Source organism: Micromonospora sp. NPDC000668 (assembly GCF_042897975.1).
Lineage (GTDB): Bacteria > Actinomycetota > Actinomycetes > Mycobacteriales > Micromonosporaceae > Micromonospora.
Map to the genome: position 1 here is coordinate 1,051,231 of NZ_JBIAYP010000002.1, position 22,353 is coordinate 1,073,583.

At 73.0% G+C, this 22,353-nt stretch carries 21 protein-coding genes; 14 read left to right on the top strand and 7 right to left on the bottom strand.

From position 1 onward, the window contains the following. Positions 1-17: 17 nt before the first annotated feature. Positions 18-281 carry a hypothetical protein gene (locus ACFY29_RS14425; protein ID WP_328422275.1) on the bottom strand — a complete coding sequence of 88 codons (264 nt, stop codon included), beginning with the start codon at positions 279-281 and terminating at the stop codon, positions 18-20. Between the two features lie 270 nt (positions 282-551). On the opposite strand from ACFY29_RS14425, the gene ACFY29_RS14430 reads away from it, so the two are divergent. The 4 genes from ACFY29_RS14430 (at position 552) to ACFY29_RS14445 (ending at position 3,206) form a co-directional block, all read left to right on the top strand. Next, positions 552-773: a winged helix-turn-helix domain-containing protein gene (locus tag ACFY29_RS14430; protein WP_328422273.1), complete on the top strand. Its 222-nt coding sequence runs from the start codon at positions 552-554 to the stop codon at positions 771-773. A 79-nt stretch (positions 774-852) separates the two neighbouring features. After that, the gene (locus ACFY29_RS14435) at positions 853-1,353 is read left to right on the top strand and encodes a cation:proton antiporter regulatory subunit (RefSeq protein ID WP_328422271.1); all 501 of its coding nucleotides are present in this window, start codon (positions 853-855) and stop codon (positions 1,351-1,353) included. Between the two features lie 5 nt (positions 1,354-1,358). Then, complete coding sequence (locus ACFY29_RS14440) at positions 1,359-2,564, top strand: cation:proton antiporter (RefSeq protein ID WP_355600950.1); 1,206 nt, start codon at positions 1,359-1,361, stop codon at positions 2,562-2,564. Positions 2,565-2,774: 210 nt separating this feature from the next. Then, positions 2,775-3,206, top strand: a complete 432-nt coding sequence (locus ACFY29_RS14445; RefSeq protein WP_328422267.1) for a hypothetical protein — start codon at positions 2,775-2,777, stop codon at positions 3,204-3,206. A gap of 78 nt (positions 3,207-3,284) precedes the next feature. Here ACFY29_RS14445 and ACFY29_RS14450 read toward each other — a convergent pair whose 3' ends face one another. The 5 genes from ACFY29_RS14450 to dnaK all read right to left on the bottom strand — a co-directional run bounded on the left by ACFY29_RS14450 (position 3,285) and on the right by dnaK (position 8,037). Continuing rightward, positions 3,285-3,479 (bottom strand): hypothetical protein, encoded by a 195-nt coding sequence (locus ACFY29_RS14450; RefSeq protein ID WP_328422265.1) that lies wholly within the window; start codon positions 3,477-3,479, stop codon positions 3,285-3,287. A gap of 132 nt (positions 3,480-3,611) precedes the next feature. After that, on the bottom strand, positions 3,612-4,052 hold the full coding sequence (locus ACFY29_RS14455) for a heat shock protein transcriptional repressor HspR (protein ID WP_386986777.1): 441 nt from the start codon (positions 4,050-4,052) through the stop codon (positions 3,612-3,614). Between the two features lie 30 nt (positions 4,053-4,082). Beyond that, positions 4,083-5,264, bottom strand: coding sequence for a molecular chaperone DnaJ (gene dnaJ, locus ACFY29_RS14460; RefSeq protein WP_328422263.1), 1,182 nt, complete (start codon positions 5,262-5,264; stop codon positions 4,083-4,085). Positions 5,265-5,349: 85 nt separating this feature from the next. Then, entirely contained in the window at positions 5,350-6,108 is a 759-nt protein-coding gene (locus tag ACFY29_RS14465) for a nucleotide exchange factor GrpE (RefSeq protein ID WP_386986003.1), read from the bottom strand. Positions 6,109-6,156: 48 nt separating this feature from the next. Next, positions 6,157-8,037 (bottom strand): molecular chaperone DnaK, encoded by a 1,881-nt coding sequence (gene dnaK / locus ACFY29_RS14470; protein ID WP_386986005.1) that lies wholly within the window; start codon positions 8,035-8,037, stop codon positions 6,157-6,159. Between the two features lie 220 nt (positions 8,038-8,257). Here dnaK and ACFY29_RS14475 point away from each other — a divergent pair, with 220 nt between their 5' ends. Genes ACFY29_RS14475 through ACFY29_RS14485 form a run of 3 tightly spaced genes read left to right on the top strand, consistent with a single transcriptional unit; the run spans position 8,258 to position 13,062 of the window. Further along, positions 8,258-10,099, top strand: coding sequence for an ABC transporter (locus ACFY29_RS14475; RefSeq protein WP_386986007.1), 1,842 nt, complete (start codon positions 8,258-8,260; stop codon positions 10,097-10,099). Continuing rightward, positions 10,096-11,781, top strand: a complete 1,686-nt coding sequence (locus ACFY29_RS14480; protein ID WP_386986009.1) for a GTPase — start codon at positions 10,096-10,098, stop codon at positions 11,779-11,781. The genes ACFY29_RS14475 and ACFY29_RS14480 overlap by 4 nt, the downstream gene beginning before the upstream one ends. Before the next feature lie 57 nt (positions 11,782-11,838). Then, positions 11,839-13,062 carry a hypothetical protein gene (locus tag ACFY29_RS14485; RefSeq protein WP_386986011.1) on the top strand — a complete coding sequence of 408 codons (1,224 nt, stop codon included), beginning with the start codon at positions 11,839-11,841 and terminating at the stop codon, positions 13,060-13,062. 92 nt (positions 13,063-13,154) lie between these two features. Here the strand turns inward: ACFY29_RS14485 and ACFY29_RS14490 are convergent, their stop codons facing one another. Beyond that, positions 13,155-13,778 carry a phosphatase PAP2 family protein gene (locus ACFY29_RS14490; protein WP_386986013.1) on the bottom strand — a complete coding sequence of 208 codons (624 nt, stop codon included), beginning with the start codon at positions 13,776-13,778 and terminating at the stop codon, positions 13,155-13,157. A gap of 87 nt (positions 13,779-13,865) precedes the next feature. On the opposite strand from ACFY29_RS14490, the gene ACFY29_RS14495 reads away from it, so the two are divergent. From ACFY29_RS14495 to ACFY29_RS14525, 7 genes are all read left to right on the top strand, one after another. After that, positions 13,866-14,192, top strand: a complete 327-nt coding sequence (locus tag ACFY29_RS14495) for a hypothetical protein (protein WP_386986015.1) — start codon at positions 13,866-13,868, stop codon at positions 14,190-14,192. A gap of 84 nt (positions 14,193-14,276) precedes the next feature. Continuing rightward, the gene (locus ACFY29_RS14500; RefSeq protein WP_328422247.1) at positions 14,277-14,495 is read left to right on the top strand and encodes a hypothetical protein; all 219 of its coding nucleotides are present in this window, start codon (positions 14,277-14,279) and stop codon (positions 14,493-14,495) included. A gap of 643 nt (positions 14,496-15,138) precedes the next feature. After that, positions 15,139-16,314: a pyruvate dehydrogenase (acetyl-transferring) E1 component subunit alpha gene (gene pdhA / locus ACFY29_RS14505; RefSeq protein WP_355600969.1), complete on the top strand. Its 1,176-nt coding sequence runs from the start codon at positions 15,139-15,141 to the stop codon at positions 16,312-16,314. Beyond that, positions 16,314-17,303: an alpha-ketoacid dehydrogenase subunit beta gene (locus ACFY29_RS14510; RefSeq protein ID WP_355600971.1), complete on the top strand. Its 990-nt coding sequence runs from the start codon at positions 16,314-16,316 to the stop codon at positions 17,301-17,303. Before pdhA ends, ACFY29_RS14510 begins: the two co-directional genes overlap by 1 nt. Before the next feature lie 5 nt (positions 17,304-17,308). Then, the gene (locus tag ACFY29_RS14515) at positions 17,309-18,778 is read left to right on the top strand and encodes a dihydrolipoamide acetyltransferase family protein (RefSeq protein ID WP_386986780.1); all 1,470 of its coding nucleotides are present in this window, start codon (positions 17,309-17,311) and stop codon (positions 18,776-18,778) included. Between the two features lie 219 nt (positions 18,779-18,997). Then, complete coding sequence (locus ACFY29_RS14520; RefSeq protein ID WP_328422241.1) at positions 18,998-19,135, top strand: hypothetical protein; 138 nt, start codon at positions 18,998-19,000, stop codon at positions 19,133-19,135. 343 nt (positions 19,136-19,478) lie between these two features. Next, a complete protein-coding gene (locus tag ACFY29_RS14525; RefSeq protein WP_386986018.1) occupies positions 19,479-22,295 on the top strand; it encodes a hypothetical protein in 2,817 nt (938 codons plus the stop codon). Positions 22,296-22,353: the final 58 nt, after the last annotated feature.

A 22,353-nucleotide genomic window follows, 5' to 3' on the forward strand; every position in this document is an offset into this window, starting at 1 on the left:
CTGGATCGGTTACGACATCACCGGCCGGTTCGACGTGGCAGGCGGGCGGTGCAGGGAGTCTCGTGGTCGGCGCGCAGCACGCAGCGGCGACCACCGTCCAGCCGCCGATCGCAGAAGACCCAGTGTCGTACCCCCTGGTCGTCCTCGGTCGAGACGGTGATCCCACCGAGGTCGATCCGGGCCAGGAAGGCCAGCGACCGGCCGGCGGTCCGACCCAGCATCTTGGCGCGAGCCAGGTCGGGCGCGGCCACCGGCAAGTGAATGACAAAGCGCCCGCTCATTGGAGTCGCACGGCCGTCGGTTCACACGTCATGGCATCACCCTCTCTGGTGGATGGCTGCTGGCACGGCCGAGCGGGCGACCGTGCCAGCCAATGCGGACGACCAGGCCGAGGGCCGGTTGCCTACCAGGCTTTCCACTCCCAAGCGCCCGCACGGCCAACATACAATGCAAAGCATTGCAAGACAACCAGTGACCATGCTTAGCACGCGAAGTGTTGGCCGACCGGCCACACGCATGGGAGGATCTTGGGGCCTACCAGGAGTTGCCCCATGCCCCGAGTCTCGGACCGCCAACGCATCGCACAGGACATTCGCGACAAGATCAGTTCGGGCGAATACGCGCCCGGCGACAAGCTGCCCTCGCTGCGCGAGATGATCGCGCACTACGGCGTGTCCGCCGAGCCGGTCCGTTCCGCTCTGCTGATCCTGCAAGCCGAGGGCCTGATCGAGGGCCACCAGGGCAAGGGCACGTACGTCAGCGACAAGCCCTAGATCCTGGAACGAAACGGCCCCTGGACGGGCGAGTTCGACCAAGATCTAAGCCCGGTTCACGAAGCGGTAGCCTTGGCGGGTGCGAGTACGTGTCGAGCAGACCGCCTTACCAGGCATCGGGGTACGCCACGATCTGGTGACGGAGTCCGGACGCCGTTTGGGCGTCGTCTCCCACCGCAATGGCCGCCGTGATCTTGTCCTCTATGACCCCGACGATCCCGACTCCTGTCAGGCGGACATCCCGCTGACCGACGACGAGGCGGAGGCGCTGGCCGACATCCTCGGCGCGTCGCTGATGCTCGGCCAGCTCTCCGGGCTGCGCGAACAGGCCGCCGGTCTGCTCACCGAGCAGTTCGCCATCCCGGCCGGGTCGCGGTACGTCAACCGGCAGCTCGGTGACACCAAGGCGCGTACCCGCACCAGCGCCTCCATCGTGGCGGTGCTGCGCGACGGCGAGGTTATCGTCTCGCCGCTTCCCACCTTCCGCTTCGCAGCCGGCGACGTGGTGGTCGTTGTCGGGACCCGCAAGGGTCTCGACGGCGTGTCCGCCATCCTCGCCGACAGTGACCCGGACGGCTGAGGCGGATGCACGAATCCACAACTCTGCTCGTCGAAGTCGGCGCGCTGCTGCTGCTGCTTGGGGTCCTCGGCCGGCTCAGCCGCCGGGTTGGCCTCTCACCCATTCCCCTCTACCTGCTCGCCGGGCTGGCGTTCGGGCACGGCGGGCTGCTCCCGCTCAACGCCAGCGAGGAGTTCTTCGCGGTCGGCGCCGAGATCGGCGTGATCCTGCTGCTGGTGATGCTCGGCCTGGAGTACTCGGCCAACGAACTGGTCGGCAACCTCCGTTCGGCAGCCCCGGCCGGGTTGATCGACGGCGTGTTCAACGCGCTGCCCGGCGCGGCGTTCGCCCTGCTGCTCGGCTGGGACTGGGTGGCCGCCCTGGTGCTCGGCGGCATCACCTGGGTCTCCTCCTCCGGGGTGATCGCCAAGGTCCTCGCCGACCTGGGCCGGCTCGGTAACCGGGAGACGCCGGTGATCCTCTCGGTCCTGGTGATCGAGGACCTGGCGATGGCCCTCTACCTGCCGCTGGTGACCGCCGTGCTGGCCGGCACCGGCCTGCTCGGCGGCGGCATCGCGCTCGCCGTCGCGGTGGGCACGGTGCTGCTCGTGCTGGTGGTCGCCATTCGGTACGGCCATCTGATCTCGTCCGCCCTGTCGGCGAAGGACCCGGAGGCGCTGCTGCTCGGCGTACTCGGTCTGACCCTGCTGATCGCCGGCCTCGCGGCGAAGCTCCAGGTCTCGGCGGCGGTCGGCGCGTTCCTGGTCGGCATCGCGCTCTCCGGCCCGGTGGCGCACCACGCGACCCAATTGCTCTCCCCGCTGCGGGACCTGTTCGCCGCGGTGTTCTTCGTCTTCTTCGGGCTGGTCACCGATCCACGGGACATCCCGCCGGTGCTCCTGCCGGCACTCGCGCTGGCCGTGGTCACCATGGCGACGAAGACGCTCACCGGCTACCTCGCGGCCCGTCGCGTCGGCATCGCCGAACCCGGTCGTTGGCGTGCCGGCCTGGCACTCGTACCCCGCGGTGAGTTCTCCATCGTCATCGCCGGGCTCGCGGTGGCCTCCGGCAGCGTCGAGCCGCGGTTGGCCGCGCTGGCGACGGCGTACGTCCTGATCACCGTCGTGACCGGGCCGATGCTGGCCCGGCTGCCCGACTTCCCGTGGTTCAAGCGGTGGCTGCGCACCCGCGCGGCGGCCCAGCGGCGGGAGCCGGTTCCGATTCACGACTGACGCGTCGCCGCCGCCGTTTCCCGCATTCTGAACGGCGGCGTCGGTGCTCGTGTCCGCTCGACCATCCAGTTCGCCCGGCCAGGCCAACGGTTGCTGAATTGCTCCCAACGAGGACTACCGCAGCACCCGACGGCGGGTTACCGTTTCGCCCCAGCAGCCAGGGTTCGCGGACGGCCAGTGCCGACGCGGGCGAGAGCGGAAGGTTGGCCGGTGAGCGTGCAGGAGTCGACGTTCCACGGCTTCGCTAACCCCGTCGATCCGACTCCGGCGGAGTTACGAGCTTGGGCGTACCAGCCCGATTCGGTGCCGTTGGCTTCCATGCCACCCGACTGGGACCTCCTGGTCTCCGGTGACCGGCTGGTGTTGACGCTCTTCGAGCTTGCGATGGACTCGACCTGTCCGGCCCGCCGCTTCGCGCTGCACTGCCTCTACATCTACGCGGCCGACGGCATCCGGACGAACTTCCGCGCGCACCCGAAGCGCCGCTTCCGCAAGCTGGTCGAGCAGGCGGAGCGCGACGGCGACGAGCTGATGAAGATCTGGGCGCACAACGGCCGGGTGTTGCTGGCCCGACCGGACCTCTTCGCCTACCGGGACTGGTGCGAGGGCGGCCTGGTCCGCGAAAACCGCCGCCTCGGCTGACGGCGTCCCGGCCCGCGTTTCAAGACGGCGAACGGGCCGGGACCCCCCGTGGGTCCCGGCCCGCACGTCGGTTACCGGTCAGTCCTGCTTCCGCTGGGTCTCGGCCCGGCCCTGGTCGACGCCGTGGTCGACCTGGTCGGCGAACCGCCCTTCGGTGATCTGGTCCCGGAAGCTTCCCTCGGTCACCTTGTCGAACTTCTCGCGGATGGTGTCGGCCAGGTCTTCGAGCCGGTCCTCCGTCTGCTGGGCCATCTCCTTCGCCGGCTCCGCCATCGCTCCCCCTGCTATGCCGGTAGGTCCGAATTAAGCCGATAGAACCCGTGTCGACAGGCTAACCGGAACGGCCCGGACCGCGCCGGAAAACCGGAGCGGGCCGGGCCGAGGAGAAGGGACCGGAAGAGCGGGTCAGCGATCGGGCAGGCGGCGGGGACGCCAGACCACCAGCGCGGTGGAGGTGCGGTTGGTCGGCACCAGATCCCGGCCCGGGAAGCGGGCGAGCGACTCCAGCTCGGCCACCCGGCGGTACGCGGCGTCCAACTCCGCCTCCAGCCGGGCCACCCGCTGCTGCGCCTGCTCCAGCAAATGCTCCAGCCCGATGATCCGCTTGACGCCGGCCAGGTTGATCCCGTCGTCCTGGCTGAGCCGCTGCACCTCGCGCAGCAGCACCACATCGCGCACGCTGTACCGACGCCCGCCGCCGGCCGCCCGGCCGGGCTGCACGAGCCCCAGCCGGTCGTACTGGCGAAGGGTCTGTGGGTGCATCCCCGCCATCCGTGCCGCGACCGAGATCATCAGCACCTTGGCCTCGTAGGCAGGGTCACCCGAACCGAGGAACTCGCCCGACATCCCGCTCACCTCCGCGTCCATCCCACCGGACTAACTGATCCGACGCACCCGTGCGTCGAGATGTTCCCGTGCCGCTGGCGGGCTCTGCTCGGCGAACGCCTCCAGCGCCGTGCGCGCCTCGTCCGACAACCGGGCCGGCACCACCACGTCCAGCGTGACCAGCAGGTCGCCGGCCTGCCCGTCGCGGCGGACCACGCCCTTGCCCCGAGCCCGCAGCACCCGACCGCTCGGCGTACCCGGCGGGACCCGCAGGGTCACCGCGCCGTCGAGCGTGGGCACCCGGAGGTCCGTGCCGAGCACGGCCTCCGCGAAGGTGACCGGCACGGTCAGCGTCAGGTCGTCGCCGGTACGCCCGAACAGCTCGTCCGGCCGGACTTTGACGTGCACGAACAGGTCACCGGCCGGGCCGCCGCGCTCACCCGGCTCGCCCCGCCCGGCCAGCCGGATCCGTTGGCCGTCGGCCACCCCGGCGGGGAAGCGCACGTTCAGCGTGCGGGTCTTGGTGACCCCGCCGCTGCCGTGGCACTCGGGGCACTTCTCCTCGACCACCGTGCCGACGCCCTGGCAGGTGCGGCACGGCTCGGAGAAGCTGAACGACCCCTGGTTGCGGGTGGTCACCCCGGCGCCGTGGCAGGACGGGCAGGTGCGCGGCTGGGTGCCGGGCTTGGCCCCGTTGCCGTGGCAGGTGTCGCAGACGCCCGGGGCGCGGAGCGTCAGCGGCAGAGTCACCCCGCGCACCGCGTCGCCGAAGTCCAGCGCCACCTCGGTCTCCACGTCCCGACCGCGGGCCGGACCGCGCGGCGCGGCCTGCCCACCGCCCTGGCCGCCGGAGAAGATCGAGCTGAACAGGTCCTGGAAGCCGGCCCCGCCGAAGCGACGGTCACCGCCCTCGGCCCCGCCGCCGAACAGGTCGGAGACGTCGAAGGGCACGCCGCCCGGCCCCGCACCCCGCGCATTGCGCCGGAACGCGCCCGAGCCGAACAGCGAACGCATCTCGTCGTACTCCCGGCGACGGCCGGTGTCCGACAGCACGTTGTACGCCTCGGACGCGGCCTTGAACCGCTCCTCGGCCTTCGGGTCGCCCGGGTTGTGGTCCGGGTGCGACTCCCGCGCCAACTTGCGGTACGCCTTCTTGATGTCATCCGCGGAGGCGGCCTTGTCCACGCCGAGCACGGCGTAGAAGTCCTTCTCGAGCCAGTCCTTCGAACTCACCGGTCCACCCCCTTCCTACCGTCGTGGTCGGGCCGTCCCGTCCGCCGCATCGCGGCGGACGGGACGGCCCGGTCACTGTCTCGCACTATTCCGGATCCGCTACCGCGACCAGCGCGGGGCGCAGCAGCCGCTCACCGAGCTGGTAGCCGCGCCGCATGACCTGCACGCAGGTCGGCTCGCTGACCTCGGCCGAGGTCTGGTGCGCGACCGCCTCGTGCCGGGTCGGGTCGAACGGGTCGCCCTGCTCACCGAAGGCGGTCAGGCCGAACTTGCCCAGCGCGGTGGTGAGTTGCTCCGCCACCGTGCCGAACGGCCCGACCAGGTCGCCGTGTTCCCGGGCCCGGTCCAGGTCGTCCAGGATCGGCAGCAGCGCGGCCAGCACCGAGCCGGTCGCCTGCTCCTGCACCAGGCTGCGGTCCCGGTCCACCCGCTTGCGGTAGTTGGCGTACTCCGCCGACACCCGCTGCAGGTCCCGGGTCCGCTCGTCCAGCTCGGCCCGGAGCGCCTCCAGCTCGGCGCCCAGCGCCGTGCCGGTGCCGCCGCCGCCCACCGGCTGCGCCGGGGCGTCCACCACCGGCGGACCAGCCGGCGTGGGGCCGTCGGCCGAGGTCGCCTCGATCTCGATCTCGTCGACCACGATCTCGGCGTCCTCGACCAGGCCGTCGGCGGGGACGTCGCTCCCCGCGTCGGCGGCGGTGCCCTCCGGCTCCGTCGTGTCGCTGAGCTTGCGGTTGTTGCGGATGACGTCCCGCTCCCCGTCGCCGGTGGCCGGCTCGGTGGGCGCGGAGCCACCCGGCGTCGACCCGGTCTCGCCCGGGTCGGCGGCTCGTGGCTTCTGCGTCATGCGGCTACCTCATCCCCTTCGGCGTGGATACGTGTCGGAGGCCGACGGTCACTTCTTGCCGTCCTCGTCCACGATCTCCGCGTCGACCACGTCGTCGGCGCCGCTCGCAGCGCCACCAGCGGCGCCGGCCTGCGAGCCAGTCGCACCGGTCGCACCCGGGCCGGCCTCGCCGCCGGGCTGCTGGCCCTCCTCGGCCTGCTGCGAGTAGAGCAGCGAACCGGCCTGCTGGGAGACCTGCGCGAGCCGCTCGTGCGCCGACTTGATCTTTTCGATGTCCTGACCGCCGAGGGCGCCACGCAGCTCACCGAGCGCCTCGTTGATCTGCTCCCGGTTCTCGCTGGGCAGCTTGTCGCCGCTCTCGGCGAGGAACTTCTCGGTCTGCCACTGGAGTGCCTCGGCCACGTTGCGGGTCTCGGCGTCGTCGCGGCGGCGCTTGTCCTCCTCCGCGTGCTCCTCGGCGTCCCGGCGCATCCGCTCGATGTCGTCCTTCGGCAGCGAGGAGCCGCCGGTGATCGTCATCTTCTGTTCCTTGCCGGTGCCGAGGTCCTTGGCGTGGACGTTGACGATGCCGTTGGCGTCGATGTCGAAGGCGACCTCGATCTGCGGCACGCCACGCGGCGCCGGCGGGAGGCCGGTCAGCTCGAAGGTGCCGAGCTTCTTGTTGTAGGCCGCGATCTCCCGCTCACCCTGGAAGACCTGGATCAGCACCGACGGCTGGTTGTCGTCCGCCGTGGTGAAGACCTCGGAGCGCTTGGTCGGGATCGTGGTGTTGCGCTCGATCAGCTTGGTGAAGATGCCGCCCTTGGTCTCGATGCCCAGGCTCAGCGGGGTCACATCGAGCAGCAGGACGTCCTTGACCTCACCCTTGAGCACGCCGGCCTGCAGGGCGGCACCGACGGCGACGACCTCGTCCGGGTTGACGCCCTTGTTCGGGTCGCGGCCGGTGAGCTGCTTCACCAGGTCGGTCACGGCGGGCATCCGGGTCGAACCGCCGACCAGGATCACGTGCTCGACGTCGGAGATCTTGATCCCGGCGTCCTTCACGGCCTGCTCGAACGGGCCCTTGCAGCGGTCCAGCAGATCCTGCGTCATCCGCTGGAACTCGGCGCGGCTGAGCGTCACGTCCAGGTGCAGCGGGCCGGCCGCGCCGGCGGTGATGTACGGCAGGTTGATGTTGGTGGTGGTGGCGGCGGACAGCTCGATCTTGGCCTTCTCGGCGGCCTCACGGAGCCGCTGCAGGGCCATCTTGTCCTGGCCCAGGTCGATGCCGTGCTCGCCACGGAAGGTCTTCACCAGGTGGTCGATGATCCGCTGGTCCCAGTCGTCGCCGCCGAGGTGGTTGTCACCGCTGGTCGACTTGACCTCGATGACGCCCTCAGCCAGCTCCAGCAGCGACACGTCGAAGGTGCCGCCGCCGAGGTCGAAGACCAGGACGGTCTGCTCCTTGGAGCCCTTGTCCAGCCCGTACGCCAGGGCGGCCGCGGTCGGCTCGTTGACGATCCGCAGCACGTTGAAGCCGGCGATCTCACCGGCCTCCTTGGTGGCCTGGCGCTGGCTGTCGTTGAAGTAGGCCGGGACGGTGATCACCGCGTCGGTGATCTGCTCACCCAGGTACGCCTCAGCGTCCCGCTTGAGCTTCATCAGGGTCCGGGCCGAGATCTCCTGCGGGGTGTACTTCTTGCCGTCGATGTCGACGGACCAGTTCGTGCCGACCTCGCGCTTGACCGACCGGATCGTCCGGTCCGGGTTGGTCACCGCCTGGCGCTTGGCGACCTCACCGACGAGCACCTCGCCGTTGCGGGCGAACGCGACGATCGACGGGGTCGTCCGCGAGCCTTCAGCGTTGGCGATGACGGTGGGCTCACCGCCCTCGAGAACGCTGACGCAGGAGTTCGTCGTGCCGAGGTCGATACCGACCGCACGTGCCATCTTCGCTTCCTCGCTTCGTAAGGTTGTGCAGGTGACGGGCATCGCCCGTGGGCTGCTGGCGGGCACCGCCCGCAGCGGACCACACCACAAGTTGAGTGAACTTGACTCAATAGTGCCACGCCCCGGCGAATCGTCAAGTTGGGTTGAGCCGACCCGACGCAACCCAGCCGTTATTACCGTCCGGTTGTCTTCCCTTGCATCGGTCGGGCACGCTTTAGCGGTGACGACGCCCGGCGATTCCGCCACCCGTTCCGGAGCGCCCGCCGTCGCAGCCCGCACCGGCCCGCCGGACGCCGCGGAGGAGCCGCCCGCCACCACCGGGGACGACAGCCTCCCCGCTGCGCTGACGGGTCTCCGGGCCGCGATCGGCGCCACCCGGTACCCCCTCGCGCTGCCCTCCGCCGCCTCGGCCCGGCAGACTGCCACCACCCTCACCGACCAGCTCGACGACTATCTGCTGCCCCGGCTCGCCCGGCTCGACGCGCCACTGCTCGTGGTCGTCGGCGGCTCCACCGGCGCGGGCAAGTCGACCCTGGTCAACAGCCTGGTCAAGGCCCGGGTCAGCGCCGCCGGCGTGCTCCGGCCGACCACCCGCTCGCCGGTGCTGGTCTGCAACCCGGCAGACGCGGCCTGGTTCCGGCAGGGTGAGCTGCTGCCCGGGCTGACCCGCACCACCGAGCCGAGCGAAGATCCCCGCGCCCTGCACCTGGTCACCGCCCCGGCCCTGCCCGCCGGGCTGGCCTTCCTCGACGCGCCGGACATCGACTCGGTGGTCGACGCCAACCGGGCACTCGCCGGCCAGTTGCTGGCCGCCGCCGACCTCTGGCTCTTCGTCACCACCGCCGCCCGGTACGCCGACGCGGTGCCCTGGGGGCTGCTGCGCAGCGCCCGGGCCCGGGGCGCGGTGATCGCCATGGTGCTGGACCGGGTGCCGGCAGAGGCCAGCGACGAGATCGCCGCGCATCTGGCCGAGATGCTCGCCGCGCAGGACCTCGGCCGGGCGCCGCTGTTCGTGCTGCCGGAGACCTGGGTCGACGGCCAGGGGCTGCTGCCCGAGGGGGTCACCGCACCGCTGGCCGACTGGTTCGCCCGGCTGGCCGCCGACGCCGACGCCCGGGCGGCGGTCGTCCGGCAGACCCTGGACGGGGCGCTGGCCGCGCTGCACCCGGCCGTCGAGGAGTTGGCCGACGCCGCCGACGAACAGGTCGCCGCCGCCGACGGGCTGGACGAACGGGTCCGGGCCGCCTACCGGGGCGCCGAGCGGACCGTCGAGCAGGGCCTGCAGGACGGTCGGCTGCTCCGCGGTGAGGTGCTCGCCAGGTGGCAGGAGTTCGTCGGCACCGGAGAGTTCTTCCGCACCCTGGAGGCGCGGATCGGGCGGCTGCGGGACCGCGTGGTGGCCGCCGTCACCGGCCGACCGGCGCCCGCCACCGAACTGCGCAACGCCATCGAGTCGCAGCTGGTCACATTGCTGCGCGGGGTGGCCTCCGAGGCGGCCGAAGCCGCGTACACCGGGTGGAAGGCGCATCCGGCCGGGGCCGGGCTGCTCGATCCGTCGCTCGCCCACCCGAGCGACGACCTACCCGAACGCGCCGAGCGAATGGTCCGGGACTGGCAACGCGGCGTGCTGGAGCTGGTCCGGGTCGAGGGCGGCGACAAGCGGTTCGTGGCCCGCACCGCCGCGTACGCGGTGAACGCCACGGGGCTGGCCGTGATGATCGCCGTGTTCGCCTCCACCGCGTTCATCCCGACCGGGTTGGAGGTGGCCACCGGGGCCGGCACCACGGTCGCCGCGCAGGCCGTACTCCAGGCGATCTTCGGCGACCAGGCGGTGCGTACCCTCGCCGCCAAGGCCCGCGCCGACCTGCTGGACCGGGTGCGGACGCTGCTCGACACGGAGGCCGACCGCTTCCTGACCCGCACCGCCGACGCCCGCCCCGCCGCGGAGGCCGGCGACGGGTTGCGCCGGGCCGCCGGCCGGGTCGAGCTGGCCCGGCACCGCAGCGGCCTGGCCGCCGGCGGCGACTCACTGCCTGCCGCGAATGAGGAGGGCTCCCGGTGAGCAACATCGCCGGTCGGGTACGCGAGGCGTTCCGCGGCGACCGGCGGGTCGACCCCGACGCGCTGATCGCCCGCCTGGAGGGGGTACGCCGGTTCCTCACCGCGGCGGACGGCCTGCTGCCCGACGCCGAGCTGGTGCCCGCGCACACACTGATCGAGCGGGCCGGCACCCGGCTCGCCCTGTCCCGGGACCACACCGTGGTCGCCCTGGCCGGTGCCACCGGCAGCGGCAAGTCCAGCCTCTTCAACGCGTTGGCCCAACTGGAGCTCTCGCCGGTCGGGGTCCGCCGGCCGACCACCGGTGTCGCGCACGCCTGCGTGTGGGGGCCGCTGGAGGGCGCCAACCGGCTCCTCGACTGGATCGGCGTACTGCCCCGGCACCGCTTCGTCCGCGAGAGCGCGCTGGACGCGGACGACGAGACCGCGCTGCATGGGCTGATCCTGCTCGATCTGCCCGACTTCGACTCGGTGCAGCGGTCCCACCGACTGGAGGTGGACCGGCTGCTCGGCCTGGTCGACCAGGTGGTCTGGGTGGTCGACCCACAGAAGTACGCCGACCGGGTGATCCACGACAGCTACCTGCGCGAGTTCCACCGACACCGCGACGTCACCCTGGTCGTGCTCAACCAGGCCGACCGGCTGCCCACGGCCCAACTGCCCCGAGTCCTGGACGACCTGCGCCGCCTGCTCGACGCCGACGGGCTGACCGGCGTGCCACTGCTGGCCACCACCGCCATCGACCCGGCCGGGATGGCCGGGCTGCGCACCGCGCTGGAGCAGACGGTCGCCGGGCGGCAGGCGGCGCTGCGCCGGCTCGCCGGTGACGTCGACACGGTGGTCGCCACGCTGGACGAGCTGGTCGGCTCGGACCGGCCGGCGGGCGGACCGGACGATGCGGCCGTCAGCGGCCTGAACCGGGCACTGGCCGGCGCGGCCGGCGTGCCGGCGGTCACCGAGGCGGTGGAGCAGGCGTACCGGCACCGGGCCGGCTCCGCCACCGGCTGGCCGGTGGTCCGGGGCTGGCGGCGGCTGCGGCCCGACCCGCTGCGCCGGCTGCACCTGCCCGGCCCGGCCGGCGACCGGGCCGACCCGGCGGAGAGCCTGGTCGCGGCGACCTCGGTGCCGGACCCGACGGCCGCCCAACGCTCGGCGCTCGGCCTGGCCATCCGCGCGGTGGCCGACCGGGCCGCCGCCGACCTGCCCGCCGCCTGGCCGACCGCGGTCACCGCCGCCGCCCGGTCCCGCCTCGGCGACCTGCCGGACGCGCTGGACCGCAAGATCGCCAGCACCGACCTCGGCCTGGACCGTCGACCGCTCTGGTGGCGGCTGGTCGGCGGCGTGCAGTGGTTGGTCACGCTGGCTGCCGTGGTCGGGCTGGGCTGGCTGGTGCTCGGTTACGCGCTGCGGGTGCTCGGCCTGCCCGCGCTGGACAACCCGATGGTCGGGCAGGTGCCACTGCCCACCCTGCTGCTGCTCGGCGGGCTGCTGGCCGGGCTGCTGGTGGCAGCGCTGACCCGGCCTGTGGTGCGCTGGGCCGGCCGCCGGGCCCGAGCCCGCGCTGAGCAGCGACTGACGGCCGAGGTCGCCCAGGTGGGCGAGGAGTACGTGCTCGCCCCGGTGCGGATCGTGCTCGCCTCGTACGCGCAAGCGCGCGACGCGCTGCGGGACGCCGCCCGCCGCTGACGCTCCGCACGGCTCGCTAGCGCTCTGCGTACCCCTCGGGCGGCGTAGGGTCGGAGCATGGCCACGCCTCAGACCCCCTACGACGCGGTGCTGCACGCCGCACGCGACGTGACCAAGCTGGAGTCCGCGCTGGACGCCGAGATGCTGGGCAGCGCACTGCTGGGCAGCGTCTACGCGATCGCGGAGACCGACCGCGACATCGCCGTACGGGAGTTCGTCACCGGGTTCCTCGCCGCCACCGCCCGCCGCCGGATCGCTGCGGCAACCACCATCCGGCAGGTCTTCGCCGCGCTCGTCCCGGACGCCGAGGGCACCGAGCGGGTGCGCCCGGGCAGCCAGACACCGGCCTGGGCCGAGCAGCTCGGCCGGGTGCACCTGACCGGCAGTTGGGCGTACGGCGATGTGTACGGCGACCAGACCTCCTACCTCGCCACCTTCGCCTACGACGACGAGGCCGGCGGCCCCGAACACGCGCTGGTGGCCCTGGTGGACCACAACATCGGGATCACCAAGGACATCTTCGTCGGCGGGCCGGCGGAACGGATCCTGGACCAGGTCCGGCAGATGTGCGCGGACGACGAGCTGACCTGGTTCCGCACCGAGGACCCGGCCCGGCTGCGCGGCGAGGTGGCCCGGCATCTCGCGGTCACCGACGACCTGGGCGAGCTACCCGGCGAGGGCTCGCTCTCCACCGACCGCGCGCTGGTCGGCCTCCGGCTGGCGGTGCTGCCCACCGCCGCCGACCCGACCGGCCCGGCGGAGGTCGAGCCGCTCTCCGCCGCCGAGCGCACCGACCTGGTCCGGCGGTTCCTGGCCGCGCCGGAGGCCGCCCGGTTCGGGCTGGACACCGTCGACGGCCCGGAGCTGGCCTCGCTGCACTTCTGCCTGAGTCTGCTGCTGGACCACTCGGCGACCTTCCCGGACGCTGACCCGATGCGGTGGAGCCCCGCGGTGTCCGGGCTGTTCCTGCTCGACTGGGTGCACCGCCGCGCGGTGCTGGACATGGACGACGCGGCGATGCTGCCCCGGGTCCTGCGCGCCTGGGCCCGGTACGCGTCGCGCCAGCGCGGGTTGCCCGAGTCGGCCGCCGCGCGCACCGACGAGGCGATCGAGGAGATGGTGCCGGAGTTCGCCCGCCTCTACTCCACCGGTGAGCGGCGCAGCCCGGCCACCGCAGCCGTCGCCCAGCTGATGGCCGACGGGGTGGACCCGGACGACCCGGCCGCCCTCGACGCCTGGATCGAGGCGAACCGGCACCGCCTCGCCGACGACGGCGCCTGACGGCATCCCGGCCGGGCGGCATTCTCGCCGCCCGGCCGGGTGCCAGGCCCGGTCTCCGCGCAGCAGGCCCGGTCTCCGCGCAGCAGGCCCGATCAGCGCAGCAGGCCGAAGACCAGCCCGGCGATGAGTGCGCCGAGCACACCGCCAGCCAGCACCTGTGGCACGGTGTGGTCGCGCAGCCGCACCCGGGACCAGCCGACGACGGCCAGCAGCGGCGCGGCGAAGAGCAGCCGGGCACCGAAGGTCAGCGCAAGGATGACCAGCGTGCCGGCGGCCACCGCCGAGTGGATCGACATCTTCCACCAGTGGCTCACCGACACGGCGACCACCAGACCGACCAGCCCGGCCACCGCCAGCGCCAGCAGCGGGCGGGGCGCGCCGAGCACGGCGAGCAGGGCCAGCCCGGCGGCGACCGAGCCGAGGCCGACCAGTAGCGGCACCCGACGCTGCTCCCGACGGCCGATGTGGTGGTCGGTGAGCCGGCCGCGGCGTACCCCGCCGACGATGTAGGCGAACGGAATGCCGGTGACGAAGAGCGTGGCGAGCAGGCCCCACGCCAGGCCGTGACTCGCGCGCCGGGCGCTGTGCCAGCTCACGGCGACCATCAGCAGCGACACCAGCACGGCCGGGGCGGTCAGCTCGGTGACGAGCCGGGCGACCCGCATTCCGGGGCCGGGCCGGGTGGTGACCGGGCGGAGTTCCGCACCGCCGCCCACGCCACCCCCTCCGGTACGCGCCTACCGCCGACCACCGCCGGCACCGGCTCGGTCGCGCCTGATCGTCACCGTACCGCCGGGGACACCGTGGGGTGCGTCGGTCCGGCCAGCGGCGACCGGCTCACCGTGGGCGTGGACGGGGCGGTCGGGCTGGGCCGGCTGCCCGATGCACCGGGGGTGGCGGTCGGCGTGGGCGTGCTGGCCGGTACGGACGGTGTGCTGGTCGGCGATGCGGTCGGGGTCGAGGAATCGGTCTCGGTCGGCGTCGCCGGCACGGTTGGCGTCGGACTGGGGGTCGGGTCCGGCGGGTCGGTCGGCGAACCGGTCGGCGACGGCACCGGCGACGGGCTGGGCGGGGACGGGGACGGCGGTCTGCTCCGGGTGGGCCTCGGTGCTGGCGGCGGTACCGCATGACGTGCGGGCTCCGCGTTGGCGGCAGCCGGCGCGGGCCCCGGCCGGTCCGGGACACGTCGGGGAGCGGCGGGCAGCCAGCCATCGGTGGCGGTCGGGCCGACGTTGGGCGTGGCGGGTGGCGGAAGCGCCGGCTGGCTGGTCATCGGCAGCGGGATCACCACCGGCCCGACCGACGGAGTGGGTATGAAGGGGGTGCTGCTGTCCGGTAGCGCGGTGCTGCCCGACGTTGCCGAGCCCGCGCTGATCGCGGCGAGGATGGGCATCGAGGCGGTGCCGGCCAGCAGCGCGACGGTGAGCAGGTAACCGCGGGAGGGGCTGCCGGCGCCGGGGGCGCGGTGCGCGCCGACCACCGGGCGGTAGCCGCCGGGCGACCGGTGCTTGCCGAGCGCCGGTGTGCCGGGACCGTCACCTGGCTCGTGCACCGCACACCCCTTGTCGTCGGCTTCGGAAGGACGCGGACGGACACCGTCGGCTGAAAAACACCGGCAAATCACCCGATCAGCACGATCCTGCGGTAATCAGCCTCGCCTAGTTACCCTGCGTTAGCCAACCTCCACCGCGTGTCGACACGCGGATATGACCGAACGATGACGAACCGTCGACGGACCGCCTAGCGCCCGCGTCGCGGCATCATGGCGACAAAGGACGTCAAACGGTGGGCGGTCGGAATGCGGGGCGGGCGTACTGTGGGCGCGCTCACCTGCTCTGCGAATATGGAGCACGACGGCAACGCAGCCGTGACCTCCGCGCACCCTCGCGGCAGGCGCGGTTGAGCGCCGGCGCTCCCGAACCGGGTTCGGCCAGAATCCGGCTCACGCCGCGCGGCAACCCCCACCGGGGCTAGGCGCGGCCGCCAGGAACCGGTCCGGCAGCAGCCGGACAGGCGCACGAGTTGCGCGGCCGGGTGACCCCCCGGTGCCGACGCAGACATGACAGGGAGAGACGGATGGCAAAGGGCGACCCCGGGGGCACCACCCGCAGCAGGCGGGCGGCACCCCGCTCCAGGAAGAGCGCGGCTGGCAATCCCGAGCTGGTGCAGCTGCTCACCCCCGAAGGCGAGCGGATCGAGAGCGTCACCGGGCCGGACGGCATCGAGTACCGCGTCGACTTCACCGACGAGGAGTACCGCGGGCTCTACCGCGACCTGGTGCTGGTCCGCAAGCTCGACGCCGAGGCGACCGCGCTCCAGCGGCAGGGCGAGCTGGGCATCTGGGCCAGCCTGCTCGGCCAGGAGGCGGCCCAGGTCGGCTCCGGGCGCGCGCTGCGCACCCAGGACATGGCCTTCCCGACCTACCGGGAGCACGGCGTCCTCTACTGCCGGGGCATCGACCCGATCATGCCGCTCGGCCTGTTCCGCGGCGTCGACCAGGGCGGCTGGGACCCGAACGAGTTCAAGTTCAACATGTACACGATCGTGATCGGGGCGCAGACCCTGCACGCGACCGGCTACGCCATGGGCATCACCATGGACGGCAAGACCGGCACCGACGACGGCGAAGCGGTGATCGCCTACTTCGGCGACGGGGCCACCAGCCAGGGTGACGTCAACGAGGCATTTGTCTGGGCCGGCGTGTTCAACGCGCCAATGGTCTTCTTCTGCCAGAACAACCAGTACGCGATCTCCGAGCCTCTGGAGCGGCAGACCCGCATCCCCCTGTACCAGCGGGCCGCCGGCTTCGGCTTCCCCGGCATCCGGGTGGACGGCAACGACGTGCTGGCCACCTACGCGGTCACCCGTACCGCGCTGGACAACGCCCGGCACGGGCAGGGCCCGAGCCTGATCGAGGCGTACACCTACCGGATGGGCGCGCACACCACCTCCGACGACCCGACCCGTTACCGGATCGCCAGCGAGGTCGAGGCATGGCAGGCCAAGGACCCGATCGCCCGGGTCAAGGCCTTCCTGGAGAAGCAGCAGATCGCCGACGCCGACTTCTTCGCCGAGGTCGACGAGCAGGCCCGCCGCGAGTCGGTGCACCTGCGCGAGCGGGTGCTCGCCATGCCCAACCCGGAGCCGGTGACGATGTTCGACCACGTCTACCCCAACGGGTCTCCGCTGCTCGACGAGCAGCGCACGCAGTTCAGCCGCTACATGGAGTCGTTCGAGGGGAGCGCCCACTGATGGCCACGGAGACGCTCACCCTCGGCAAGGCCCTCAACACCGGTCTGCGCCGCGCCCTTGAGAACGACCCCAAGGTCATCATCATGGGCGAGGACGTCGGCAAGCTCGGCGGCGTCTTCCGGATCACCGACGGGCTCCAGAAGGACTTCGGCGACGACCGGGTTATCGACACCCCGTTGGCCGAGTCCGGCATCATCGGCACCGCGGTCGGCCTGGCCATCCGCGGCTACCGCCCGGTCTGCGAGATCCAGTTCGACGGCTTCGTCTACCCCGCGTACGACCAGATCGTGTCGCAGGTGGCGAAGATGCACTACCGCTCGCGCGGCAAGCTCAACATCCCGATGGTGATCCGGATCCCGTTCGGCGGCGGCATCGGCGCGGTCGAGCACCACTCCGAGTCGCCGGAGGCGTACTTCGCGCACACCGCCGGCCTGAAGGTGGTGTCCTGCTCCAACCCGCAGGACGCGTACGTGATGATCCAGCAGGCCATCGCCTCGGACGACCCGATCGTCTTCCTGGAGCCCAAGCGCCGCTACTGGGAGAAGGGTCCGGTCGACCTGGACGCGCCGCTGGCCGACGCGTACCCGCTGCACTCGGCCCGGGTGGTGCGGCCCGGCACCGACGTCACCGTGCTGGCCTACGGGCCGATGGTGCGGACCTGCCTGGAGGCGGCGACCGCCGCCGCCGAGGACGGCCGGGAGTTGGAGGTCATCGACCTGCGCTCGCTCTCCCCGCTGGACCTGACCGCGGCATACGAGTCGGTGAAGCGCACCGGCCGCGCCGTGGTGGTGCACGAGGCGCCGTCGAACATCGGCCTCGGCGCCGAGTTGGCCGCGCGGATCACCGAGGAGTGCTTCTACTCCCTGGAGTCACCGGTGCTGCGGGTGACCGGCTTCGACATCCCCTACCCGGCCGCCCGGGTGGAGGAGGAGTACCTGCCCGACCTGGACCGGGTGCTCGACGCCGTCGACCGCTCCTTCGGCTGGTGAGCGGCATGTCCCGGATCAAGGAATTCAACCTGCCCGACCTGGGTGAGGGGTTGACCGAGGGCGAGATCCTGTCCTGGCTGGTCAAGGTCGGCGACACCATCGAGCTGAACCAGCCGATCGTCGAGGTGGAGACGGCCAAGGCGGCCGTGGAGATCCCGGCGAAGTGGGCCGGGCAGGTGCACGCGATCTTCCACCCGGAGGGCACCACGGTCGAGGTCGGCACGCCGATCATCGCGATCGACACCGACCCGGGCGCCGGCCCGCTGGCCGAGCCGTCGGCCACGGCCACGCCCGGCGGTTCCCTGCCTACCCCGTCGGCGGCCTCGCTGGCCGCGGTCGAGGTGGCACCGGCCGAGGGCATGGTGGAGCCCGGCCTGATCGGCGGCCCGGCCCCGGGTGGCCGGACCGCGGTGCTGGTCGGCTACGGCCCGCGCACCACCTCCGCGAAGCGCCGCCCGCGCAAGGGTGGCGTCCCCGCGCAGGCCGAGGCGACGCCAGCGCCGGCGCCGGTCGCGCCGGCTCCACAGCCGGCGGCCGTGCCGGCGCCTGGGCAGAACGGCCAGGGCGCTCCGCTGGCCGGCGGGCTGGTGCTGGCCAAGCCGCCGGTGCGCAAGCTCGCCAAGGACCTCGGCGTCGACCTGCGCACGCTGACCGGTTCGGGTCCGCTGGGCTCGATCACCCGGGAGGACGTGCAGCAGGCGGCGAGCGGGGCCGTGGCGGCGGCCGAGCCGATCGCGGTGACGTCGGCGGCCACGAGCGCCGCGAGCTTCGGCGCCGACCGCGAGCAGCGCATCCCGGTCAAGGGGGTACGCAAGCTCACCGCCGAGAACATGTCCCGCTCGGCGTTCACCGCCCCGCACGTGACGGAGTTCCTGACCGTCGACGTGACCCGGGCGATGAAGGCGCTCGACCGGCTGCGCGACCGGCGGGAGTGGCGCGACGTCCGGGTCTCGCCGCTGCTGCTGGTGGCGAAGGCCGTGCTGCTGGCGGTCAAGCGTCATCCGATGGTCAACTCGACCTGGGCCGGCGACGAGATCGTGGTCAAGGAGTACGTCAACCTCGGTATCGCGGCGGCCACCGAGCGCGGCCTGATCGTGCCGAACGTGAAGGACGCCGGCCGGCTCTCGCTGCGCGAGCTGGCGGACGCGCTGACCGATCTGGTGCAGACGGCGAAGTCCGGGCGCACCTCGCCGGCGGACATGTCCGGCGGCACCCTGACCATCACCAACGTCGGGGTGTTCGGGGTGGACACCGGCACGCCGATCCTGCCGCCGGGTGAGTCGGCGATCCTGGCCTTCGGCGCGGTGCGGGAGATGCCCTGGGTGCACAAGGGCAAGGTCAAGGTGCGTCAGGTCACCACGCTGGGGCTGAGCTTCGACCACCGGATCATCGATGGTGAACTGGGCTCGAAGTTCCTGCGCGACATCGGCGACTTCCTCGCTGACCCGGAGGCGGCGCTGCTCGCCTGGACCTGACCGTCCGAACACCAGGCCACGGCCGGTGTGCCACGGGTTAATCCCCGGCACACCGGCCGTGTCCGTTCAGCAAACGAAACAGTCGCCCACCAGGCCCTCTGGCCTTTGATTGTTAGGCAGGTGTCCCAGCTCACCTAATAATCGATGGAAGTTGACCCGGTTCTGAGGTTAAATAGAGCCATCAAGGGCTGACAACCGAATAGCCAGGGGGACCCACCAATGAGCATGATCGAGCGCATCCGCAACCACCGCGACGCCACCCGCCGCGCCCGTGCCATCGAGCACGCGCTGCGGTCCGCGAGCTCGCCGGCGGTCCGCGACGAACTCCTCGTCATCGCCCAGCGTCACATGAGCTGACGCTCCACCACTTTCCTCACCTCCTCCAGATCGATGGCCCACCCGGCGAACCGGGTGGGCCATCGGCGTTTCACCGCGCCTCGGCACCGGGATTCCGCCCTGCCGCAGCGCCCGGTACGGTGGGCTTCGGTCACCGCCCGCTGGCCCGGCACATGCCGATCCGATAGAAGCTGCTCGACACCGACCGGCAACGCGGAGTGACGACCGGTGCTCCTTGGACGCGCTGTGCGGCTACCGGATACCGTGCGGGGAGCCGGCACGGCGGTACGCCGGTGAAGCCGGCAGCCATGCCGAGGAGACCGATCGGCACCGGCGGCCGACATGTGATGGAGGAGGCGCACCCATGACGTCCGAGGGCCCGCACCGCCCCGGCCAGGAGCCGGACGAGGTGTCACCGGGCGCCGGCGGACCGGCGCCGTACGGCGACCGCCCGGCGCAGCCGGACAACGGTTACAACGCCGCCGGCCCCGACCTTGGCTGGGCGCCCCCACCGCCGACCGGGCAGAACCCATCGGCACCGGCCTGGGCGGCCCAGTCGGAGCAGCCGCCGAACCCCGCCTGGGGTTCCGGCGCCGCGCCGCAGCCCTCCGACCCGCCCCAGCCCGCCTGGGCCACCGGCGGTGGTGCGAACGAGGCGCCGCAGCAGCCCGGCGCCTGGCCCGCCAGCGAACCGGACCACGCGCAGCCCGCCCCGTGGGCTGGGCAGCAGCAGGGCTGGACGCCAGCCGAGCAGAGTGCCCCCACCTGGGCCGCGGCTGCCCCCGAGCAGCCCGACTGGGCGCAGGCCCAGCCGGCTGCCGCGCGGGGTGCCGCGCAGGTGCCGCCGGCCACCGCCGCCTGGCCGGCTCAGGAAGACCCGGCCCGCTCCGGTGGCTGGAGCACCGACTCCCAGCAGGACGACCCGGCCCGCTCCGGCGGCTGGGGCGGGGCGGCGCAGGCCAACCCACCCGCCGCTGACTGGCGCGGCGCCGAGTCACAGCAGCCCGAGTCCGCGCAGGCCGGCGGCTGGTCCGGCGGCAGCGGTCAGCAGGACGACCCGGCCGCCTCCGGCGGCTGGGCCACCGGCGCTGCCGCGCGCGACGACCAGCCGGTGTGGACGCCGGCCGAGCAGTCCCCCCAGACCTGGGGCCAGGCCGCCGAGCAGACCGAGCAGCCGACCCCCGGCTGGGGGCAGGCCGAGCCGGCCGCGGCACGTGGCGCGGCCCAGGTGCCGGCACCGGCGGCAAACTGGCCCAGCCAGGACGACCCGGCCCGTTCCGGCGGCTGGGCCGCACAGCAGCAGCAGGCGCAGCCCGGTGGGTGGGGCGACGGCGCTGACGTGAAGCAGGACGAGGCCGCGCAGCCGGCCGCCTGGGGTGGCGCCGAGAGCCGCCCGCAGCAGCCGGACTGGGTGCTCTCGGCCCAGGACCAGCCGGCCGAACGGCCGGAGCAGGCGGGATGGACCCCGGAGCAGGCCGGCACCCCGGCGCGGGCCAGCGCCAGCGTGCCGGGCAACGACGGGACGCCCGCGTGGGCCGCCGCCCCGGACAATGCCGCCCAGGGCAGCGCCGCTGTGCCGGCCACCCAGCCGTGGGCACCCGGCGAGGTGTGGGGTCGCGCCGAGGCGGAGGCCTCCGCCCAGTCCCGCGGTGGCTGGGAGGCCGACCGGGGCGACGAGCCACCGGCCTACCAGCCCGGGCCCGCGCCAGGCATCTCGCCGGCCAACGCGGTGCCGCTGCCGCCACAGGAGCAGCGCGTACCGGGCGCCAGCCTGGCCGCCGCCCCGCCAGTCGACTACGCGCCACCCGCCCAGTTCGCCGCGATCCCCGAGCAGCCGGCGTACGCCGAGCAGCCGGCGTACGCCGAGCGGGAGCAGTCGGACGCCCCCGCGCAGTACGAGGCCGAGCCGGCCGGTTGGGGTCGGGCCGAGGAGGCTTCGGCAGGCGCTGCGGTGGTGCCCGCCCCGCGTACCTCTCCGGAATCCGGAGCGGGCCGTGCGGTCGTACCGGTGCCGGAGGCCGAGTCGGCGGCCGGCGCGGTGGGCCGGGCCTCGGCGAGCGCCTCCGTGCCACTGGCCAGCCGGGTGATGCCCCCGACCGACCAGGCCATCCGGCCGGCCGGCGCGCCCGCGCCACAGCCCCGGGTGTACGGCCGTCCGGCGCAATCCGAGCCGGAGCAGGCAGCGCCGGAGGCGTTCCAGGCCGACCCGGGCATTGAGCGCCAGAGCGCACCGGACTGGCAGAACGGCCCGGCACGCCAGGAGGCACCCGACTGGCAGAACGGCTCCGACCGCCAGGCAGCACCCGACTGGCAGAACGGCCCTGACCGCCAGGCCGCACCTGACTGGCAGAACGGCCCTGACCGCCAGGCCGCACCTGACTGGCAGAACGGCCCTGACCGGCAGGCCAGCCCCGGTTGGGGCGGCGACTCCCCGGCCGAACCGCACTTCGACGACCGGCCGGCGACTCCGAACGGGTTCGGTGAGGCGGCGTCCGCGCCGCCGGCGTTCCCGCCCGGTGTGCCGTCCTTCGTCGACGCGCCCGGGAACAACCGGCCGGTGAACGGGGTCCGGCCGCAGTCCGGTGCCGAGCGTCCGGCCGACCGGTTCGGCCCCGCTTCTTCGGCCGCCGGCACCGCCGCGGTGAACGGCACGCCCGGCTTCGGCGGACCCGGCTTCGGCGGACCGGGCTTCGGCAGCGGGCCGGCCACCGAGCCGGCACCGGGCGCCAACTTCGCGGCGGCCTTCCCGTCGGCACAGCAGGCCGCGCCGGCCTGGGGTCAGCAGGCCAGCGAGTCCGACCAGGGCCGGTTCGACTCGTTCAAGCCGGACGCTGAGGAGCCGAAGGCAGAGCCACCGGTGCCGAAGGTGCGCAACGGTCGGGTGCTGGCCGCGGTGCTGATCGCGGCGGTGCTCATCCTGGCGGTGCCGCTCGGCCTGCTGATGCTGCTCGGCAAGTTCGGCGGCGGGAACGAGGCACCCAGCTTCGACCCGGCGGTCGGCACGTGCGTGAAGCAGTCCGGTCAGGGCGCCTCGGCGGCGGACTGCGGCGAGGCCGGTGCGTTCACGATCGTTTCCAAGGTGGACGCGAAGGACAAGTGCACCGACACGACGCAGCCGCACGTGGTGCTGCCCGGCGAGGGCACCAACCGGGTGCTCTGCCTCAAGCCGGCCACCAAGTAGATCGACCGACGGCAGGGCCACGGGAATCCGTGGCCCTGCCGTCGTCGTTCGCGGGGTG

Coding starts and splice junctions, on each gene's coding strand:
- ACFY29_RS14425 (WP_328422275.1), bottom strand. CDS start 281: ATGAGCGGGCGCTTTGTCATTCACTTGCCGGTGGCCGCGCCCGACCTG.
- ACFY29_RS14430 (WP_328422273.1), top strand. CDS start 552: ATGCCCCGAGTCTCGGACCGCCAACGCATCGCACAGGACATTCGCGAC.
- ACFY29_RS14440 (WP_355600950.1), top strand. CDS start 1,359: ATGCACGAATCCACAACTCTGCTCGTCGAAGTCGGCGCGCTGCTGCTG.
- ACFY29_RS14450 (WP_328422265.1), bottom strand. CDS start 3,479: ATGGCGGAGCCGGCGAAGGAGATGGCCCAGCAGACGGAGGACCGGCTC.
- ACFY29_RS14455 (WP_386986777.1), bottom strand. CDS start 4,052: ATGTCGGGCGAGTTCCTCGGTTCGGGTGACCCTGCCTACGAGGCCAAG.
- ACFY29_RS14465 (WP_386986003.1), bottom strand. CDS start 6,108: ATGACGCAGAAGCCACGAGCCGCCGACCCGGGCGAGACCGGGTCGACG.
- dnaK (WP_386986005.1), bottom strand. CDS start 8,037: ATGGCACGTGCGGTCGGTATCGACCTCGGCACGACGAACTCCTGCGTC.
- ACFY29_RS14485 (WP_386986011.1), top strand. CDS start 11,839: ATGGCCACGCCTCAGACCCCCTACGACGCGGTGCTGCACGCCGCACGC.
- pdhA (WP_355600969.1), top strand. CDS start 15,139: ATGGCAAAGGGCGACCCCGGGGGCACCACCCGCAGCAGGCGGGCGGCA.
- ACFY29_RS14510 (WP_355600971.1), top strand. CDS start 16,314: ATGGCCACGGAGACGCTCACCCTCGGCAAGGCCCTCAACACCGGTCTG.
- ACFY29_RS14515 (WP_386986780.1), top strand. CDS start 17,309: ATGTCCCGGATCAAGGAATTCAACCTGCCCGACCTGGGTGAGGGGTTG.
- ACFY29_RS14520 (WP_328422241.1), top strand. CDS start 18,998: ATGAGCATGATCGAGCGCATCCGCAACCACCGCGACGCCACCCGCCGC.
- ACFY29_RS14525 (WP_386986018.1), top strand. CDS start 19,479: ATGACGTCCGAGGGCCCGCACCGCCCCGGCCAGGAGCCGGACGAGGTG.